Raw genomic sequence first — 20210 nt, forward strand, 5'->3', positions numbered from 1 at the left:
ACTTTCTCGCCACTACCATCGCACCGAATATCCGAGTTGTACCCAATTAGCGGACAATTCAGCAAACTGCGATTGACCATCCAGATGACTACCGGCGGCGACTTCTTTACGAATGTTTTTATCTTGTTGTTGGTAGGTCTCAACACTTAAAGATAGTTCACGCGTATCGCTTAATGGGAATCCCATTTTCAGGCCATAAGTATTGGCTGAAAATGCACCGAGCCGTGGATCAGACGATGCATAGTCGACGAGAGCTGTGATCGCACCAGAATTTATAACGACATCATCACCAAGGCTCAAGAACGGCGTATAAAAATCGGCAGCGGTTTGTTCGTAGTAACGAGCATGCGGCTCAAGATAAAAGCTATCCGACAGTTGCCAATGAAATGTTGCGTCGACAGTGTGTGAATTAATTCCCCAGTCATCGGTCATATAGCGATAACTTAAATCCAATACGTTGTTACTCATAATGGCAAATTTATTCTGCCAGTAGAGACTGAGTTTTTGGCGATTATCAGGTCTGCTCTCAAATAGATATAAATAATTACCGGCATTCTCTGGATCAGTAATTAAATTACCTTGGTCTGCAACGGTTAATATTTTATAGGGATCTGAATGATGCCCTGATGATTGGCTCAACGAGATGTTAAATTGAGTTATCCAGCGGCGATTAATAACTTGCGTGAGCCCAACAATCGTATCCACCACGTTCTTACTATCGCTTTCTCCAATCGTGTTACGTGTTGCGTAGGACGTTAGCGGGTCGGGCAAACCACCATTAGGCGTTACAGTATCGAATTCTAAGTTAAGACCGGCCGATAGAGTGGTGCTCTTTTGATTAAAATCTTTTGCTACTGCACCATTAACGCTAAACGATGTGAAGTCTCCTTCAGTAGAGTAACTGCCACCTAAGTTGACGGTATAATTATCTTCTAAGGGTTTGGTCCAGCCTAGTGAGACGGTTGTTCTTGAATCTTCAAATGATGGATCGAGTGGTATGTCACTGGGAGCAATGGTGTAAGTAGTGCTATGACCTTCACCCTCGTCATCGTCATCGTCATCGTCATACGAATGGGTCACTATGGTGTTAACGTTGGGCGATGGCGTTACTTGGCGCGACGTACTGCCAGAAGACGAGGTCATCGCTTGTGCATTTGCTGTTTGCGCAGCGCTTCCTGATGCCGAAGTGAATGTTTGCGCGACTGATGCAGATGCGGCACCATTAGGAGATGCACCCGTTAATGCATCATAAACAACACGTAAATTAATGCTGCTTTCATCTTCGTAAGTACGACGCAGATTAACGGCTGGTTCTATGGCACTAACGCGACCGTTATTCTCGTTATAAATTAATACAGCGCTATCGGCTTGCCAGCCTTCTTCGGCATTAACTTGAGTATTGGCACCCAATAGTGTCGATGTCGCTAATGCTAAACTGGCACTAAAACTTAATTTTTTGTTAATTAATTGCATCCGCAACCTCCACCACCAAATCCACGGCCGCCGCTACTTGCTTCTTTACTAAAATAAATATGATCATCAAATGCGGTTTTTAAGGGGTCGCTATCTAATGCCATTTGCGGTTTTGCGAGTAAATCACGTTCCCAAGGTTTGACGGTGCTGCAGCCATTAAGTACCAGTGCGGCAAGTGTTAGTACTGAAATCGTTATTTTTTTATTCATAATGACTCCTTGAGTAACACTTGAATTTCATGCTGATATTCTCGGCCTTTTTCGTCATGGAAGCCTTTATGTTTAAATCGAGCTTTGCCGCTGCGATCGATTAAAAAACTCGTTGGCATAGTGTCGACTTTAAATTCTTCTGCGAGCTTTCCTGATGGATCAAATTCAATGCGAAATTCCGGGTCCATTTCAGCGATAAAATTACGCGCTAACTCAGGCTCTTGATCGAGATTGATAGCGATAATAGTTAAGCCTTTGTCATGATAGACACGATGCATTTTATTCATCCAAGGAAAAGATGCTTTGCATGGACCACACCAAGATGCCCAAAAGTCGACGTAAACAACTTGTCCCTTTAGTTCATCAAAATCTATTTCAGCCACTGCCGGAAAACTCAGTAAGCTGCAAAAAATTGTGGTTAGTAGAATGCGCATGGTCATGCCTCTCAATTGTCTATGTAGAACCTTAATCCTGTTGTCTTAACGCTTTCTTAACATGATTGTTAAGAAAGCGTTAAGAAGAGCATGTCAATCTGAAAACTTAGGTAACAGCGACTGGATAAATACATGAACGCATTACGATCTTTTTTATTCCTTTTTTTTGTTGGTATAACAACAAGTCTTTCTGCTCATGCTATTCCAGACTTGTCGGGTGTTGATACTAACGAAAGTGAGTTCCTCAGTGCCGCCGATGCTTTTAGCGTTCAATTAAGCACTATTGATCGCGGCTGGTTAGTGCATTTCGATATAGCGGAGCATTACTATCTATACCAAAGTCGAATTCGATTATTAGACGAAAAAGACGGTGACGATCTTGTTTTTCGTCAAGTAGCAGAAAGTAAACTGGATAAAAACTTTGGAAGAGTGGATATATTTCATCACAGCTTAGATATTGAAGTGATGAATGGCGCTGATATCGATCGGGTACTGAGCTATCAGGGGTGTTCTGAGCAGGGGTTATGTTATCCCCCGCAGAAACTTGATTTAACAATCCACATCGGCGAGCCGAAAGCTAAGATAGTAGATTCCACTAATGGCGGTGATTTAGGTTCCAAAAGTTTGTTTTGGATTATCGTTAGTTTTCTTGGCTTGGGCATAGGGTTGTCGTTAACGCCGTGTGTTTTTCCAATGATCCCGATTTTATCCAGTATTATTGTGGGCCAAAAAGGCGACGATATGTCACCGGCAAAGGGCTTGTCGTTAGCGCTCGCTTATGTGATTGGTATGGCGTCGTCTTATGCATTAATTGGTGCTTTAGTCGCGGCTTTTGGTGCACAAGTTAATCTCGCTGCCTTTACTCAAACACCGTTAGTGATAGGTTTTGCTGCGGTACTATTTATTGTCTTGGCCTTACCTATGTTTGGCGTATTTGAGTTGCAACTCCCTGCAGGTCTGCGTAATCGCTTAAATGATATGTCGTCACGGCAAAAAGGCGGTGCTTTTCTTAGTACATATGTCATGGGGTTTTTAGCCGCCTTAGTTGTATCGCCATGTGTGAGTGCGCCATTAGCGGGAGCTCTTATCTATTTAAGCAGTACCGGTGATGTATTAACTGGTGGTTCGGCTTTGTTTGCTTTAGGTATGGGAATGGGCGCACCGTTGCTTTTGATTGGTTTGAGTGGCGGTAAGTTGCTACCTCGCGCTGGCACTTGGATGATTGCCATTAAGGGTGCATTTGGAGTGGGATTGTTGGCCGTCGCGGTTAGCTTGTTGGCCCGTTTGTTACCGCCTCCAGCGTTACTGGCGATGAGTGGTGCTTTGGCGATTGGTATAGCCGTCTACTTAGGCGCGTTCGAATCGGCAGTAACGAACAAGGCGAAATTTACCCGTGTCATTGCTCTCATAGCTTTACTTTGCGGTACCGGTTGGTTGATCGGTGCCGGTATGGGGAATGGCAATTTATTGCGACCGTTAGTTGTATCTACCGTAAGCAGTGGTTTAGTCAGCTCACACGAGAGTTCAAACGTCTATACAACACGGGCCGAATTAGAACGAGCAATAGCGAATGCCAATGCCGAGCAGAGTCTTGTGGTTGTCGATGTTTATGCTGACTGGTGCACGAGTTGCAAAGAGATGGATCATTTATTGGCGGATGCTGATGTGGCAAAGCAAATGGAAGGTATGACTTTTATGCGTTTTGACATTACCGCGGGCAATAAGGATCAAACGGATGTATTAGCCGATTGGCAGGTGTTTGGCCCGCCAGCCTTGCAAGGCTCTGATATTAACGGGCATAACGATGTTGGTGCGTTACAAGGGTTGCCGACCAAAGCGGCGTTATTGCAGTGGTTACGCACGCTATAAGCGTGCGCAACCAGTCGGCTAACTATTTTTTGTGTGCAAATTAAAGTTCAGTGATTTGGTAAACCGTTACCGAGCCACTGACTTCATTGCCGATAATGATTAATGGATTACCATTCGGGCTTTCCATCGCACTAATGAATTTAATGCCTTCTGGGCCAAGGTCGCCCGTGTTTGGCACTTGAGTACAATCCATGCCTTCAGCAACGTCACATGGGTCGGCTAAATCGTCGTCCATTTCAAACGTGGTGCTAAAGTCGCGATTATTGGTGTAAGCCACAAACGTCGCGGCAAATGGGTTGGTGATGTCGTAAACAAAAAGACCGCCAACGCGCTCCAGACCGATGAAGGCGTATGTGCGCCCGTTGATTTCGCCGGTAGTAATGGCTTCTGGCTCTGCGCCTTTATCATCCGAGCGGTTATCGCCTTTGTTCTCTGTATGCGCAGAGTTGAAGTTTGAACCTAAAACACTTGCCGTAATACGACCGAAATCATCACCGGAATCGAATACTTGCGTACCATTTTGATCCCAGATAGAGAAAGAACGAGCACCAAAGGCATACAACGCTTCGTATTCACCGTCCTCGTCAGCATCCCCCATCGCATCCGTTACTTTCAGACGCCCTAAGCCGTTTTTACCGCCGTGTTGATCATAAATGACTTCCATTTCAGCAGAGAGCGTTAAGTCTTTTACTCTTACTTCTTCGGAGTAGGCATTCCAATCGCGCGAATCGCCTTCGTTCGCTGTAACAACGAAAGTAGCACCATTCCAGTCGTAAGCGGCAATTGAATCCGGCTGATATAAACCAAATACGTTATCCACTTTGCTGAATAGCGGCACTTCGTCTTTATTTGTGTAATCGAGAGCGTATTGTGACCAGTCTTTTAAACCTAAGCCGCGGATTTTTACTTCGTTATTTTCAAGATTAAGAATAGCGATGGCATTGTTTTCTTGCAGAGTAACGTAAGCGGTTTTGCTGTCGCTTGAGATGGCAATGTATTCTGGCTCAAGATCTTGCGAAACGGTGGTGCCCGCAGGTGAAGCGAATTTTACATCTTCAGCTTGCAGTAATGCGCGACGCTCGTCATCGGTATCGTAATCTGCAGGATCCAGTAAGGCGCTGGCAAAGATCATATCGTCGAAGTCGATATGTGTTGCTGTATCCGCTGGGACGCCTGCAGTGATGGCAATAATAGAAATCGAACCTTCAGGATCCACGACGTAATCAGTATCAGGCTCACCTTCGTTAGCAACTACGACTTTGCTGCCGTCTGGCGTGAAGGTCACCATGTCCGGTAATGAGCCGACTTTTACCGCTTTAAGCAAGGTACCTGCACCGGCGGCATCCAATGTGTAAAACAACACGGCACCAGGGTCAGTTTTGTTCGCTGATGCCATGGCAACCGCTAATAAATCGCCATAAACACTTAGGGAGTCAACCGCACCTAAAGCAATTACTTCGTCACCAGATACGGTAACTTCCGTCGGCAAGTTAAATGGCGTTGAGCTTAGGCTGTTGTCATTAAATGCGTTGGCTACGGCAACAGTCGGCAAGCCGGCAAGGCTAATAACGTCGATGCGATTGTCGGCGCCATTGATTGCCATTGCTGAGTTTGAATTTTTGTGGAATTGCACAATTTCGGCTGCGCTTTTGCCGTAAGAACCGCTGGCATAACGACCGACAACATCAAGCTGTAGGTCGCGAGGTGCGCTTTTGCCGTCGGTGCCGTTAGATCCGTTTGTGCCATCATTACCGGCTAAACCAGGTGCACCATCTTGAGTTACTGTGGTTGTGGTGCCGTCTAAACCATTAAGGTCATTGCTGCCGTCTTTACCATCGTCGCCGCCACAAGCTACTAAGCCTAATGTTGCCGCTAAGCAGGCCGCGCGTAGAATTGATACTTGCATTGTTGCTTCTCCATTAAGTTTTAATGACAGAGAAACTAGTACCAATGCATTACCAATTTGTTACAGATGGTCTATTTAGGCTTTTTTGCCCAAATAGACTCATTGACGTTAGTCAAAGCCGCGATTAATTAACGTGTGCGACGTTCACTGCGCAAGGTCTTCATGAGATGCGCTGTACTTGGTCGCACCCCGCGCCACAGATAAAAGGCTTCGGCCGCTTGTTCCACCAACATACCCAAGCCATCAATTGTAAGTTTGGCACCTTGCTCTGTCGCCCATTGATTAAAGACAGTCGCACTGCTGCCATACATCATGTCGTAGCAAACAGTTTCAGGTGAAATAATGTTGGGATTTAACGGCGGTAATTCACCACTCAAACTGGCTGAGGTGGCGTTAATAATAACGTCAAAGGGCTTATTTACATCAGCAAATCCTAAACCGGATACCTTGCCTAAATCGGCAAAATCTTCGGCTAGTTGTTCCGCTTTGCTTACCGTACGATTGGCGATCACGATGCAATTAGGTTGTTCTGCAAGCAGCGGTTGCAAAACTCCACGCACAGCCCCGCCAGCGCCCAACAACAAAATACGCTTATCTTTTAGGGCGATATTATTATTAACTGTAATATCACGTACTAGCCCAGCGCCGTCGGTATTGTCGGCCAATAACTGACCATTATCCAGACGCTTTAGTGTATTAACCGCTTGTGCCCGTTCAGCGCGTGGTGTGTATTCATCCGCAAAGCGATAGGCATCTTCTTTAAAAGGAACGGTTATATTCATTCCTAGTCCGCCATGTTTAAAAAAACGTTTTGCTTCAGTATCGAAGCCATCCAGTGGCACCAAAATAGCTTTATAAAATAAGTCTTGTTTGGTTTCTGCCGCAAATTCCAAATGAATTCGCGGCGATTTACTGTGGCCGATAGGGTTGCCGACTACTGCATAAAGATCGGTCATGATTTACTCCTTTACACCCATTCTTTATGAGGTAAAAAGTCAGTGTAAAGACGGGCTTCTGGGCTGCCGACTTCGGGATGCCAATCGTAATCCCAATGAGCCACTGGAGGCATAGACATTAAAATTGATTCGGTACGACCGCCAGTTTGCAAACCAAAGATAGTGCCGCGATCAAAAACTAAATTAAATTCGACATAACGGCTGCGACGGTAACATTGAAATTTACGCTCGCGCTCGCCGTATGGCGTATCTTTACGGAGTTCAATAATAGGGATGTAGGCATCAATATAGCCGTTCCCGACGGCCTGCATAAATTCAAAACTTTTATCGAAATTTAATTCGTTATTCCAAGAATTTAAGTCGTCGAAAAACAATCCACCCACGCCGCGAGTTTCATTGCGATGTTTTAAGAAGAAATAGTCGTCGCACCATTTTTTATATTTTGGAAACACATCGTCGCCGAATGGTGCACATAAATCTTTACCGGTTTGGTGCCAATGAATAACGTCTTCTTCAAAGGCATAAAATGGAGTTAAGTCAAAACCGCCGCCAAACCACCAAACCGATTCTTCACCTTCTTTTTCCGCAACAAAAAAACGCACGTTAGCATGTGATGTTGGAACATAAGGGTTGCTAGGGTGAATCACTAACGACACGCCCAATGCTTGAAAACTACGTCCGGCGAGTTCGGGACGGCTTGCGGTTGCGGATGCTGGAAGCATGGCACCTTGAACATGCGAGAAGTTGACGCCACCTTTTTCAACCACGGCGCCTTCGGTCATTACACGGGTGCGGCCACCCCCTGTTAGGCCAAGCGGACTTTCTGCATGGTCTCTGTCCCACGCGTCTTCTACGAATGTGGCCTGCCCATCAGCTTTCTCGATTGCGCTGCAAATACGATCTTGAAGATCCAGTAAAAAGGTTTTTACGGCGGCAATATCACAACCGTGCTGAGGCTGACTCATTCATCTCTCCAGTTCATTAGTGCTCGGTTTAAATGTCGATCACCATAAAAATTTATTAGCGCTGCTGTTAACCTTGCTGGCGCTTTGTTCGACTTGTTTACGCATACTTGGTTCAGCGAATGCGCTTGCCATCAAGTGTACGGATCTCCGATGGCTTATCTCTGCCACCTAAAGCGCCCTGTAAAATGTAATCGGGCTGCTGAGCGAAGTATTGGCGTACTCGTAAAGCGGTTCGCGCGGGTTCTTTGCCCGCAGGATTGGCGGATGTTGATACCAAGGGGCCGATTGTAGCGCACAACGTTTTGACTAATGGATGATCAGTGACACGAATGGCAAGACTTTCGTGATGCCCACGTAACCAAATAGGGACACTGTCGACACACGGCAATACCCAGGTCGTTGGCCCTGGCCAAGTCGCTTGTACTTGAGCAAGGTCTGCTGGTGATAGCGGTTTAATCCAATCGTCAAATTGATCCAATGAAGAACCTACGAGCACTAAACCTTTATGCTCTGGGCGTGATTTCATCATTAAAATTTTGCGTACGGCCTTAGCATTGCGCGGATCGCAACCTAAACCCCATACCGCTTCAGTGGGATACGCTAAAACGCCGCCTAAACGCACGCAGCGTATGGCTTGTTGAATGTGCCAACTGTTCAAGGAAGTTACTCAAAATACTTAGGGAATTGATCAGGAGCAGAACCGTACAACAAGGACCGAATTTCAACAAGAGCTGCGGTGTAAGTGGCAGGTGAAGTTGTTTCTTTATTTGATTCTGGCGTAGCCGCCGGGCTGTTGTTGTAACCAACCGTCGAGTTCTAGTTGTAATAATTCTGGCAGTAAGCGTGCCATCTGCAGATTCGAGCGTATGGCAATAAGATCAATGCTAGTAGTGGTGTAATCAATGCAGGTCACTAATTCGGGTGCTTCTACTGAGCTTTGGCTTTTACTCGTAACATGGACCGACTCTACGGCGCGAGGCGCTTTGGGTTTTGTTTTGGGCGCTGGCGATTTTACTCTCAAGGCCTCGCGTAAGGTGATGGTTTCGGTTTCGACAAATTCAGTATTGGCTTTGTCGTTTTCAAATAAGGGGGATTCTAGATCAAGATTTTGTTGCTCAGCGTCTGTTTGTGGCGCGGGGATATCCAGCCCAAGTTCACCCAGCACATCATTTGCGTTCTCAATTAGGGCGGCTCCTTCACGAATAAGCTGGTGTGGGCCGCGACTCAAAGGATTGCTGACCACGCCAGGCAAGGCAAATACTTCACGTCCTTGCTCTGCGGCTAAGCGTGCGGTGATCATGGTGCCGCTTTTGATATCGGCTTCGACCACGATGGTCGCCAATGTCATACCACTGATGATGCGATTGCGTGATGGAAAGTGACGAGGTTGAGGCGTGACGCCAGGAGCAAACTCCGACAACAGCATGCCCTGATCACAGATACGATGCGCTAAACCAAGATGACGTGCCGGATAAATTTGATCAGGCCCGCTGCCCATAACGGCAATAGTACTGCCCCGTCTTACGGCCCCTTCATGAGCTTCGCCATCAATTCCAAGAGCAAGGCCACTGACAACCGTAATGCCGGATGCTGCCAGTTCTGCTGCACACTCTCGTGCCCACTGACGTCCATAAGGTGTGGGATGACGACTGCCCACCATCGCAATCATGGGGCGTTGCAAAGCTCGAATATCGCCGCTGTAATACAAAAAAGTGGGCGCATCGCGTAGGTTGGCTAATGCCTCAGGGTAGTTTTTGGTACCCACCATGAGTACACCGCTACCGCTCTGGCGGCGCCAATTTAATAGAGTATCTAGGCCGTTGCTTAGGTCTTTATCGAATTGCCAGCGTTCAATCGCAGCATCACTCAATCCTAATGAGCGCAACTGTTGCCGGTCGCAGCGCAATAGGGCGCGTGGACTACCGAGTTGATCTAGGAGTTCATTGGTGGTGACGGTGCCAAAACCGGGCAGTTGTCGTAGTCGCCACCACGCTGAGATGAGTTCATCCGTGAGTAGCTCATCCATGAGCATGATGTTCTCCAAATTTCATATTTTTTACTGTTTTGGTGAATTGAACATGTCACCCACACGTAGAGGACGAACCGCACGCATGATTAACGCGTATGACATTTTGTCGAACACGCGGAATACCATCATGCTGCCAGCTTCTTCGCGTGGCAGACGTACTTTTTCTTTTGCTTCGCGGTCATAAACCATAACGCCTGCTTTTTCGATCAGCAGAACCGAACCTTGCTCTAATCCATCACGTTTACCACGGTTTAAAACAACCACATCGTATTGGCCAACCTGCGACACACCGCCAGAAACGGCTAGGATGGTACCAATTACTTCTTGTGCTGGAGCTTTAGGAATGAAGCTAGAAGCGAGTGAGCGATCTTCAGTTTCTAACAAACGGTCACCAACGGCGACTTGTTGATTGGTTTTTTCTAGCATCAACGTCATAATATCGCCGTCTGTTTTGGTGACACGACCCAGACCAACGTCGGTCGCTTCCAGACCTAAAATTTCGTCGGTTTCCGGATCTTTATACACTTGGCCTTTACGGAATATACTGTATGCAGAAGCGACTTGATCGACTTTTCCGCGTGCATAAATAGCAGAACCAGCGCCCATCAATAAGTGCTCATCTACGCCAGATATAACGTGAGGAGCCGCCGTTAATTCTGCTGGATCAACTACGCGGTGGTTGCGCAGAAAGCCGCGAATTGCATCCATTGGAATGGCTGGGATTGCAGACTCTATGGGCTCTACACGGGCGGTCGCCATGAGTTTGACGTCGCCAGGAGATAGCTTCACTGTGCGGCTAGTATCACCACGTTGGGTTACACCAACACGTTGCTGACCGCCCACCGTAATGAGACCGATTTCATCGCCCGGATAAATAAGGTGAGGGTTCTCGATTTGCGGGTTGAGATACCAAATCTCGGGCCACTGCCAAGCTTCATCGGTAAAACGTTCGGATATGTCCCAAAGGGTGTCGCCCTTCTGAACTGTGTAGCGCTGAGGAGCGTCCGTTTTCAGGTCTAACGCTATGGCTGTGGTCGAAAGACACATCAAACCAGCAATTAGAAGGCGTTTGATGGTTTTGCTCATCCTGTATTCCCTTTATTATTGGCGTATCGGGTGATTTATATGTTCTGAGTATCGCTGCATGGCAGCAATCTTAGCAAGTCACAACCACTTTGTTCTATAAGCACAGCATATCTCTTATGGCCATACTTGAAATACTTGAATATCCAGACCAGCGTTTGCGTACCGTTGCCAAGCCGGTAACTGAATTTGACAACCGCATTCATCGCATTGTCGATGATATGTTCGAAACCATGTACGATGCGCCGGGCATTGGTCTCGCCGCATCTCAGGTTGATATCCACGAACGTATCATTACCATTGACGTGTCGGAAGAGAAAACCGAGCCGTTAGTCTTTATTAACCCTGAAATAACTGTTTTAGAGGGTGAAATGGAGACGATGCAGGAAGGTTGTCTCTCGGTGCCAGGCTTTTACGAAGACGTGACGCGTGTCGAGCACTGTTTAGTAAAAGCATTTGATCGCAATGGGGATGCCTTCGAAATGGAATGCCGCGGTCTGCTGGCAGTATGCATTCAACACGAAATTGACCATCTCGAAGGGAAGTTGATGGTCGATTATATTTCGCCACTTAAGCGTAATCGCATCAAAGATAAGCTCGAAAAGAAACACAAACTCGACGCCCGCCAGGGAAAACGCTAAACCATGCCATTACGAATTGTTTTTGCCGGTACGCCGGATTTTGCCGCTGATCATTTACGCGCGCTCGTTGCTTCTGAGCACGAAGTTGTTGCTGTATATAGTCAGCCAGATCGTCCAGCAGGGCGTGGTAAAAAATTACAGCCAAGCCCGGTGAAGCAAGTCGCCCTTGAACATGACATCTCTGTTTATCAGCCGTTAAATTTCAAACAAGAAGCCGATATTGCTGATCTGCGAGCGCTTAATGCGGATGTGATGGTCGTGGTTGCCTATGGGTTGTTACTGCCTCAAGCGGTACTGGATGCGCCGAAATACGGCTGTTTGAATGTGCATGCCTCCTTGCTGCCACGCTGGCGTGGTGCCGCGCCTATTCAGCGCTGCATAGAAGCGGGTGATAAAGTTACCGGCATTACCATAATGCAAATGAATGCGGGCCTAGATACCGGCGATATGTTGGCGAAAATCACGACCGGAATTTTTGCCACGGATACCGGTGGTAGTTTGCACGATAGATTGGCGCAGCTGGGGCCTAAGTCAATGCTGGCGGTATTGGCGGATGTTGAAGCCGGCACATTAAAGCCTGAAGTACAGAATAATGGACTTGCTTGTTATGCCCACAAGTTGAGTAAACAAGAAGCCTTGATTGATTGGTCGCAATCGGCCGAAACACTCGCATTGCGCATTCGTGCGTTTAATCCTTTCCCTATGGCCTATACCCTGCTTGGCGACGAGCGTATTCGGGTGTTAGCTGCTGAAGCACGAGACACTATGACAACTCTACAACCCGGAACCATTGCCAGCGTTGCTAACGAAGGCATTGATGTTGCCTGTGGTGAAGGGACTTTGCGCTTAACGCAAGTGCAGTTGGCGGGCAAAAAAGCCATGTCGGTAGCCGATGTAATTAACGGCCAACCTAAGTTATTTCAGCCTTTGTATGTATTGGCTGCTGACCTGTGAGCGGCGATCACTCGCCTTGGTCGAAGGCTGAAAGTAAGTCGACAACCGTATTGAGCGCTCGTCTTGCTGCTATTCATGCGGTATTGGGGGTAATGCAAGGGCAGTCGTTGAATCAGCTATTGCCTCCATTAGAAGCGCGAGTGGACGGTGCTGATCGTGGTTTTTTACGCGACTTAGCGTTGGGCAGCTGCCGTCATTACTTCCGCCTCAATGCCATTACCAAAATGCTGCTCAAACGTCCGTTTGGTGAAGAAGACCAAGATCTGCACGCCCTGATGATTGTTGGCTTGTATCAGCTCGAAATTCAAAAGAAGGCGCCTCACGCCGCCGTGCATGCCACGGTTGAAACCTGCGAAGAGTTGGGTAAAGGCTACGCCAAATCGGTTGTGAATGCCTGCTTGCGCCGCTATGCGCGCGAGTATGAAGAACTGCGTCCTCCGTTAGATGACAATCCAGTCACCGCGACTAGCCATCCAAAGTGGCTGGTGAAAATGCTGACTAAGGCTTGGCCCGAGCAATGGCAAAACATTCTGACCGAAAACAACGAGCGTCCACCGCTGTGTTTGCGGGTTAATCGTCGTCATGGCAGCCGTGATCAGTATTTGCAGCGCTTGCACGACGTCGGTATTGAAGCGAGCGCAGCCCCGTATTCTGCCGACGGAATTTATTTAGTCGAGAGCTGTGACGTAACCGCCTTGCCCGGCTTCGCTGAAGGTGATTTCAGTGTGCAAGACGAAGCCGCTCAGCTAGCAGCGTCGATATTAGCTCCGCAAGATGGTGAGCACATTCTTGATGCCTGTGCTGCTCCAGGTGGTAAGACTTGCCATATTCTGGAATACGCCAATGCGGACGTGACGGCGGTTGACTTAGAAGAGAAGCGTTTGCCGCGCGTGCACGAAAATTTAGCGCGCTTACAACTCAGTGCCAATGTCGTCTGCGGTGATATGTGTGCGATAGAGTCTTGGTGGGATGGCCAGCAATACGATGCCATTCTTTTAGATGTGCCTTGTTCGGCCACCGGTGTGATTCGTCGTCACCCTGATATTAAACTTTTGCGTCGCCGTGAAGATATTGAGCAATTGGCATTGGTGCAGCAGTCGGTACTAGCCAGCGCGTGGGCAATGCTCAAGCCCGGAGGTCGCTTGTTGTATGCCACTTGCTCGGTGATGCCAGAAGAGAACAGCCAGCAAATTCGTCGATTTGTTGATGCGAATGCCGATGTAACACTAACAACGCTGGACAAAGACTGGGGAACGGCCTGTAATGCCGGGCGTCAGCTGTTTCCGCAGCGTTTAGGGCATGACGGTTTTTACTACGCCCTCTTGAATAAGCATAAGTGATTGTTTCTTGATAATTCATAAATCGGGCCGCAAAGGCTTGGGAATCGTATGAAAATCATTATTTTGGGAGCCGGCCAAGTGGGTGGCACATTGGCTGAGAACTTAGCCAATGAACAAAACGACATTACCGTGATCGACACCGATCAAGTGCGGTTGCGTGAGTTAGCGGATCGTATTGATATTAAAACCGTATACGGCCATGGCTCCTATCCGCAGGTGATGCGCGATGCTGGGGCGGATGACGCCGATATGTTGGTTGCGGTGACCAACTCTGACGAAACTAATATGGTAGCTTGTCAGATTGCCTACACTCTGTTTCGTACTCCGACCAAAATCAGTCGCATTCGCTCAAACGCTTATCTTAAACAACCTGAGTTGTTTAAGAACGATGCCTTCCCAATCGACGTTTTAATTTCGCCAGAGCAAGTTGTTACTAACTACATCAGTCGCTTATTGCAGTACCCAGGTGCATTGCAGGTACTCGACTTCGCTGATGAGCGCGTACAGTTAGTGGCGGTCAAAGCTTACTACGGCGGCCCATTGGTGGGGCAGGCGATTCACACGTTAAAAGATCACCTACCCAATATCGACGCACGAGTGGCTGCAGTATTTCGCCGCAATAAAGCCATCGAACCTACGGGTGATACTGTGATCGAGGCCGATGACGAAGTCTTCTTCGTTGCCGCGCGGGCACACATCAAAAAGGTAATGAACGAGCTTCGCCGTGCGGAAGATTCGTACAAGCGAGTCATGATCGCTGGTGGCGGTAACATTGGTTATCGTCTCGCCAAGACCCTTGAAAAAGATTACAAAATGAAGTTGATTGAGCACGGTGAAGAGCGTGCCCATTATCTGAGCGAAAATCTGACTAGCACGGTTGTATTATTGGGTAGTGCCACGGATAAAGCCTTGCTAGAAGAAGAGAATATTGAAAATACCGACGTGTTTTGCGCGCTTACCAACGACGATGAAGTAAATATTATGTCGTCCTTGCTGGCTAAACGTTTGGGTGCTCGCAAGGTTATGACCCTGATTAATAAAGCGGCTTATGTTGATTTAGTGCAGGGTGGGATGATCGACGTTGCTATTTCACCGCAGCAAGCAACGATTGGTAGTTTGCTTACTCACGTGCGCCGTGGCGATGTGGTCAATGTTCACTCTTTGCGTCGCGGTGCTGCTGAAGCCATCGAGGCTATTGCTCATGGTGATAGCCACTCATCAAAAGTAGTAGGTCGCCGCATTAAAGATATTAGCTTGCCACCGGGTACCACCATTGGTGCGATTGTGCGTGGTGAAGAAGTTATTATGGCGACGTCGGATGTGGTTGTGGAATCAAACGACCATGTGATCTTGTTCGTAATGAACAAACGTCACATCTCGGATGTTGAGCGCTTGTTCCAAGTCGGTCTGGGCTTTTTCTAGGATACGATGGCATGCACCTTACCGTTATAGCGCGCGTTCTTGGTATTTTCTTGATGTTGTTCAGTTTGACCATGTTGCCGCCAATTTTGGTGTCGATGTGGTACAACGACGGTGCGACTCAAGCGTTCTCTATGGCAATGGGGTTGATTTTTGGTATCGGTTTCCTATCTTGGATGCCGGTGCGTTTTGTACGCCAAGAATTGCGCACCCGCGATGGCTTTTTAATTGCTGCGCTGTTCTGGTTTACCTTAGGCCTAGCGGGTACTTTGCCATTTATATTGGCTGAAGATCCCGGATTAAGCTTTGCCGACGCGTTTTTTGAGTCTCTTTCAGGTTGGACCACGACCGGTGCGACTGTGATGACCGGGCTTGAATACCTGCCAAAATCGATTCTTTGGTATCGCCAGCAGTTGCAATGGCTGGGTGGTATGGGGATTATCGTATTGGCCGTTGCCATTCTGCCGATGTTGGGCATTGGTGGTATGCAGTTATTTCGTGCCGAAATGCCAGGGCCATTGAAAGATTCCAAGCTGACTCCGCGCATTACTGAAACCGCAAAAGCCTTGTGGTATATCTATCTGTCGTTAACCATCGCATGTGCGCTAGCCTATTGGCTTGCCGGCATGAATACCTTTGATGCCATTGCCCATAGCTTTTCAACCGTGGGGATCGGTGGTTTCTCGACCTACGATGCGTCGATGGGGCATTTCGATAGTCCTCTAATCGAAATGATCGCGGTATTTTTTATGCTGGTGGCGGCACTGAATTTTTCACTGCATTTTTATGCGTGGCGCAATCGCTCGATTACACATTATTGGCGCGACTCAGAGGTTCGTTTTTTCACCTTCATTATCGTCGGCGGGATCACCATTACTATTTCCGCACTCTGGATTACCGATACGTATGGCATTACCGAATCGATTCGCTATGGCATTTTTGAGATGGTATCGGTTGCTACAACCGCTGGATTTGGCACGGCGGATTTTTCTGGCTGGCCGGTATTTTTACCTGTGATGTTGTTTATGGCGGCCTTTATTGGCGGCTGTGCCGGTTCTACCGGTGGCGGTATGAAGGTCATTCGTGTGCTTTTGGTTTACAAACAAGGTGTGCGTGAAATTCGTCGTTTGATTCACCCGAATGCGATCATACCGGTGAAGTTGGGTCGCATGCCGGTCAGTGATCGTATTTTGGAATCGGTTTGGGGCTTCTTTGCTCTCTATGTTGTTACCTTTATGGTGATGATGTTAGCGCTGATGGCGACGGGTTTGGATCAAGTCACGGCCTTCTCTGCGGTAGGTTCTTGCTTAAATAACTTAGGTCCAGGTTTGGGTGATGTGGCGATTCACTACGGTGGTATTAGTGATACCGCTAAATGGTTGCTCGCATTAACCATGCTGTTAGGCCGTTTGGAAATTTTCACCTTGTTGGTGCTACTCAGCCCGACGTTTTGGCGCAGTTAAGCACAACTGCTTCGTCACGGTCAGGGTGATTGGTTGTCATGCCTACTCACCCCCGTATAATGCCGCTTTATAACGAATCCTTGCCCACTGAGGGCGTAATCTTGTTGCCAGCGCACTGCATTGCGTTTGGTCGCTTGTCATTTAGGTTACAAACGTCATGTTAAACAGCATCAAACGCGATTGGCTTGCCAATATTCGCGGTGATTTATTGGCCGGCACTGTGGTTGCTTTGGCTTTGATTCCTGAGGCCATTGCCTTCTCTATTATTGCCGGTGTCGATCCGAAAGTTGGCTTGTACGCGTCATTTTGTATCGCAGTCATTATCTCTTTTGTTGGTGGTCGTCCGGGTATGATTTCGGCGGCTACCGGTGCGATGTCATTGTTAATGGTGACCTTAGTTAAAGATCACGGCCTAGAGTATTTACTGGCTGCGTCTTTGTTGACCGGGGTTATTCAGATTTTTGCTGGGTATTTAAAGCTCGGCGATTTAATGCGTTTCGTTTCACGTTCGGTGGTTACGGGTTTTGTGAACGCGCTGGCGATTTTGATTTTTATGGCGCAGCTGCCAGAGCTTACCGATGTTACTTGGCACGTCTATGCCATGACGGCAGGTGGATTGGCTATTATCTATTTATTTCCGTATGTACCGAAAATCGGTAGCTGGTTGCCATCTCCACTGGTGTGCATCTTGGCCATTACGGCAATTGCCATCATTTGGGGAATTGACGTGCGCACCGTTGCCGATATGGGCGAACTACCCGATACCTTACCTATATTCCTATGGCCGGATGTACCGCTGACACTTGAAACCTTGTGGATTATCCTGCCGTATTCTGTAGCGCTAGCGGCGGTCGGTTTGCTGGAGTCTATGATGACGGCGACGATTGTTGATGAACTAACCGACACTGAAAGTGATAAAAACCGTGAGTGTAAGGGCCAAGGCGTCGCTAACATAGGCTCGTCGCTACTTGGTGGTATGGCGGGTTGCGCCATGATCGGGCAGTCGATTATTAACGTTAAATCGGGTGGTCGCGGGCGTTTATCAACCTTCTTTGCAGGTTTCTTATTGCTCATTATGGTGGTGTTCTTAGATGACTGGATTGGCCAGATTCCTATGGCTGCTTTGGTGGCCGTAATGATTATGGTGTCGATTGGTACCTTCTCTTGGGAATCTTTCCGTAATCTAAAACAACATCCGTTATCGACCAATATCGTGATGATTTCAACGGTTGTGGTGGTGGTTGCGACTCACAACTTAGCGTTAGGTGTACTGGTGGGTGTGTTACTGGCCTCACTGTTTTTTGCCAATAAAATTGGCCGCTTTATGGTGGTTAAGCAGGAGCAAGTTAATGCCGACGAACGTGTTTATCGTGTGGTAGGGCAAGTTTTCTTTGCTTCGTCAGATGCGTTTGCTAAGTCGTTTGATTTCCGTGAAGTGGTTACCCGCGTCACCATTGATTTAACGCATGCGCATTTTTGGGATATCACGTCAGTATCCGCACTGGACAAAGTGGTGATCAAGTTCCGTCGCGAAGGTGCGGATGTCGAGCTAATTGGTTTAAATGAAGCCAGTGCCACGATTGTTGATCGATTTGGTGTACACGACAAACCAGAAGAAGTAGAAAAGCTCTTGGCTGGCCACTAAGTCGTGGCCATCGCATAAATAACAAGGATAACAATAATGACTCAGATCGTAGCGTGTATTGATGGATCGGTAATGTCGGGTGCAGTGTGTGATGCGGCTGCGTGGGCAAGTCAACGTGCGCAGGCGCCACTGAAGTTATTGCATGTGTTGGAAAAAAACGACGTGCCGGCTGCCGCTACCTTGGCGGGTAATATCGGTTTGGGTAGTCGCGAAAGTTTGCTGCTAGAACTGGCTGAGTTAGATGAAAAACGCAATAAGTTAGCGCTTGAGCATGGCCGTGACTTGTTAGATGACGCTGAGATACGCAGTAAAGCTGATGGCGCGATCGAAGTAACTAAGCAACAGCGCCACGGTCATTTGCTGAATACTTTAATGGAAGGTCAAGATGATATTCGCCTGTTGGTAATCGGGCGCCAAGGTAATAGCCATAAGCCGTTAGCGCATACGATTGGTAGTCATTTGGATGATGTGATTCGTAGTTTGCACAAGCCCATTTTAGTCGCGATGAACGATTTCAAAGCACCACAATCGTTCATGGTGGCTTTTGATGGTAGTGAAACAGCACAACGAGCATTAGATGCTTATGCCAACAGTACGGTACTGGTTGGTTTGCCGTGTCATCTCGTTATGGTTGGACATGATGACGATGCGCACCAGCAAAAATTAGAGTCCGCGGCAGTTCTGCTTCGTAGTCGCGACTTTGACGTTACTGTGGCGCACTTAAGTGGCGATGTTCAGCCGGCATTAGCCGCCTATCAAGCTGAGCACGATATAGGCTTGATGGTGATGGGCGCTTACGGCCATTCTCGTATTCGTCAGTTCTTTGTGGGTAGTCATACGCGCAAAATGGTGAGCGAAAGCCAAATTCCCCTGTTGCTACTGCGTTAATCGAATTCGCCAGTTATTGAGGGTGACTTTTATGGTTTGTTCGGTGTCTGATGCCAACTTACTTGTTGGAGAGCTTGGGTGACGGGGGATTTCTTGCAGGTGAGCGAGCGCGAAGTCGTAGAGTTGCGTCAGCAGATGCTGGCGTTTACTCGGCTGCAATTAGCTAATGATTTCGCTGCTGAAGACATTGTGCAAGAAGCGCTTGCCGGCGCTTTAAAAAACGCGGCTTCCTTTACTCGCCAAGCGAACTTAAAGACTTGGGTCTTTGCCATTCTAAAACACAAAATAACCGATCACCTGCGCCGCCAATATCGTGAGCCACAGCAAGACTCATTAGATGAGTGTAAGAATTGTGGTCATTCAGACGACCAAATATTTAATAACGAATTGTTTGATGATCGTGGCCATTGGCATGCGGACGCAAAGCCTCAGCGCTGGGGAGATGCTGATCGAATGGTTCATGATGAGCAATTTTGGCGAGTGTTTGATACGTGCTTAGCTGGATTGCCGCCAGAGCAAGGTCGAGTATTTATGATGCGCGAATTTATTGAACTGGATAGCGACGAGATTTGCGCTGCGCTGCAGCTAAGTACCAGCAACCTTCATGTGTTGCTATACCGTGCACGTTTACGTTTACGTGAATGTTTAGAAGATAGCTGGGTCAAGGCTGGAGAGAAAAGATCATGATGAATTGCGAACAAGCCACTCAGCTTTTATCCGTCGGGATGGAACGAAAGCTAAAGTTAAAGGAGCAAGCTGAGCTGAAAATGCATCTTTTGATCTGCTCTGGCTGTCGTCAATTTGGCCAGCATGTGCAGCAATTGCGTACTATTATTCGAGCGACTAAAGATAGCTCTGATGAGCCGGAAGAAAAAAAATAAAAAAATCTGTAAGAAACTTCAGGCGCTTGCGATTAAGTAAGTACCAGAACCTAAA

The 20210-nt window shown here is 47.7% G+C and carries 19 protein-coding genes; 10 read left to right on the forward strand and 9 right to left on the reverse strand.

The genetic code is table 11. The features are described from left to right. Positions 1 to 12: 12 nt before the first annotated feature. From UXZ23_RS06265 to UXZ23_RS06275, 3 genes are read right to left on the reverse strand one after another with little or no spacing between them, the layout of a single operon-like run. Positions 13 to 1473: a DUF3570 domain-containing protein gene (locus tag UXZ23_RS06265; protein WP_320819770.1), complete on the reverse strand. Its 1461-nt coding sequence runs from the start codon at positions 1471 to 1473 to the stop codon at positions 13 to 15. After that, positions 1464 to 1682, reverse strand: coding sequence for a DUF4266 domain-containing protein (locus UXZ23_RS06270; protein WP_320819771.1), 219 nt, complete (start codon positions 1680 to 1682; stop codon positions 1464 to 1466). Before UXZ23_RS06270 ends, UXZ23_RS06265 begins: the two co-directional genes overlap by 10 nt. Continuing rightward, positions 1679 to 2116, reverse strand: a complete 438-nt coding sequence (locus UXZ23_RS06275) for a TlpA disulfide reductase family protein (RefSeq protein ID WP_320819772.1) — start codon at positions 2114 to 2116, stop codon at positions 1679 to 1681. Before UXZ23_RS06275 ends, UXZ23_RS06270 begins: the two co-directional genes overlap by 4 nt. 132 nt (positions 2117 to 2248) lie before the next feature. Here UXZ23_RS06275 and dsbD point away from each other — a divergent pair, with 132 nt between their 5' ends. Then, positions 2249 to 3985: a protein-disulfide reductase DsbD gene (dsbD, locus tag UXZ23_RS06280; RefSeq protein ID WP_320819773.1), complete on the forward strand. Its 1737-nt coding sequence runs from the start codon at positions 2249 to 2251 to the stop codon at positions 3983 to 3985. Positions 3986 to 4025: 40 nt separating this feature from the next. Here the strand turns inward: dsbD and UXZ23_RS06285 are convergent, their stop codons facing one another. The 6 genes from UXZ23_RS06285 to UXZ23_RS06310 form a co-directional block, all read right to left on the reverse strand. Next, positions 4026 to 5891, reverse strand: a complete 1866-nt coding sequence (locus UXZ23_RS06285) for a choice-of-anchor I family protein (protein ID WP_320819774.1) — start codon at positions 5889 to 5891, stop codon at positions 4026 to 4028. 128 nt (positions 5892 to 6019) lie between these two features. Further along, the gene (gene aroE, locus UXZ23_RS06290) at positions 6020 to 6847 is read right to left on the reverse strand and encodes a shikimate dehydrogenase (protein WP_320819775.1); all 828 of its coding nucleotides are present in this window, start codon (positions 6845 to 6847) and stop codon (positions 6020 to 6022) included. An 11-nt stretch (positions 6848 to 6858) separates the two neighbouring features. Further along, positions 6859 to 7812, reverse strand: a complete 954-nt coding sequence (gene hemF, locus UXZ23_RS06295; RefSeq protein ID WP_320819776.1) for an oxygen-dependent coproporphyrinogen oxidase — start codon at positions 7810 to 7812, stop codon at positions 6859 to 6861. 112 nt (positions 7813 to 7924) lie between these two features. Next, positions 7925 to 8470, reverse strand: coding sequence for an L-threonylcarbamoyladenylate synthase (locus UXZ23_RS06300; protein ID WP_320819777.1), 546 nt, complete (start codon positions 8468 to 8470; stop codon positions 7925 to 7927). Positions 8471 to 8575: 105 nt separating this feature from the next. Then, the gene (dprA, locus tag UXZ23_RS06305; protein ID WP_320819778.1) at positions 8576 to 9844 is read right to left on the reverse strand and encodes a DNA-processing protein DprA; all 1269 of its coding nucleotides are present in this window, start codon (positions 9842 to 9844) and stop codon (positions 8576 to 8578) included. A gap of 24 nt (positions 9845 to 9868) precedes the next feature. Next, complete coding sequence (locus UXZ23_RS06310) at positions 9869 to 10927, reverse strand: LysM domain-containing protein (RefSeq protein ID WP_320819779.1); 1059 nt, start codon at positions 10925 to 10927, stop codon at positions 9869 to 9871. Positions 10928 to 11043: 116 nt separating this feature from the next. Between UXZ23_RS06310 and def the strand changes: the two genes are divergently transcribed. The 9 genes from def (at position 11044) to UXZ23_RS06355 (ending at position 20155) form a co-directional block, all read left to right on the forward strand. Further along, on the forward strand, positions 11044 to 11565 hold the full coding sequence (gene def, locus UXZ23_RS06315) for a peptide deformylase (protein ID WP_320819780.1): 522 nt from the start codon (positions 11044 to 11046) through the stop codon (positions 11563 to 11565). Between the two features lie 3 nt (positions 11566 to 11568). Then, positions 11569 to 12519, forward strand: coding sequence for a methionyl-tRNA formyltransferase (gene fmt / locus UXZ23_RS06320; protein WP_320819781.1), 951 nt, complete (start codon positions 11569 to 11571; stop codon positions 12517 to 12519). Next, positions 12516 to 13859, forward strand: a complete 1344-nt coding sequence (gene rsmB, locus UXZ23_RS06325) for a 16S rRNA (cytosine(967)-C(5))-methyltransferase RsmB (protein WP_320819782.1) — start codon at positions 12516 to 12518, stop codon at positions 13857 to 13859. The genes fmt and rsmB overlap by 4 nt, the downstream gene beginning before the upstream one ends. Before the next feature lie 48 nt (positions 13860 to 13907). Further along, positions 13908 to 15281 (forward strand): Trk system potassium transporter TrkA, encoded by a 1374-nt coding sequence (gene trkA / locus UXZ23_RS06330; RefSeq protein WP_320819783.1) that lies wholly within the window; start codon positions 13908 to 13910, stop codon positions 15279 to 15281. A gap of 11 nt (positions 15282 to 15292) precedes the next feature. Then, on the forward strand, positions 15293 to 16741 hold the full coding sequence (locus UXZ23_RS06335) for a TrkH family potassium uptake protein (protein WP_320819784.1): 1449 nt from the start codon (positions 15293 to 15295) through the stop codon (positions 16739 to 16741). Between the two features lie 157 nt (positions 16742 to 16898). Then, the gene (locus UXZ23_RS06340; RefSeq protein ID WP_320819785.1) at positions 16899 to 18386 is read left to right on the forward strand and encodes a SulP family inorganic anion transporter; all 1488 of its coding nucleotides are present in this window, start codon (positions 16899 to 16901) and stop codon (positions 18384 to 18386) included. Between the two features lie 36 nt (positions 18387 to 18422). After that, complete coding sequence (locus tag UXZ23_RS06345) at positions 18423 to 19274, forward strand: universal stress protein (protein ID WP_320819786.1); 852 nt, start codon at positions 18423 to 18425, stop codon at positions 19272 to 19274. A 78-nt stretch (positions 19275 to 19352) separates the two neighbouring features. Beyond that, a complete protein-coding gene (locus UXZ23_RS06350; RefSeq protein WP_320819787.1) occupies positions 19353 to 19961 on the forward strand; it encodes a sigma-70 family RNA polymerase sigma factor in 609 nt (202 codons plus the stop codon). Further along, a complete protein-coding gene (locus UXZ23_RS06355; RefSeq protein WP_320819788.1) occupies positions 19958 to 20155 on the forward strand; it encodes a zf-HC2 domain-containing protein in 198 nt (65 codons plus the stop codon). Before UXZ23_RS06350 ends, UXZ23_RS06355 begins: the two co-directional genes overlap by 4 nt. Positions 20156 to 20210: the final 55 nt, after the last annotated feature.

The organism is Thalassolituus sp. (assembly GCF_034111725.1).
Taxonomy (GTDB): Bacteria; Pseudomonadota; Gammaproteobacteria; order Pseudomonadales; family Oceanobacteraceae; genus Thalassolituus.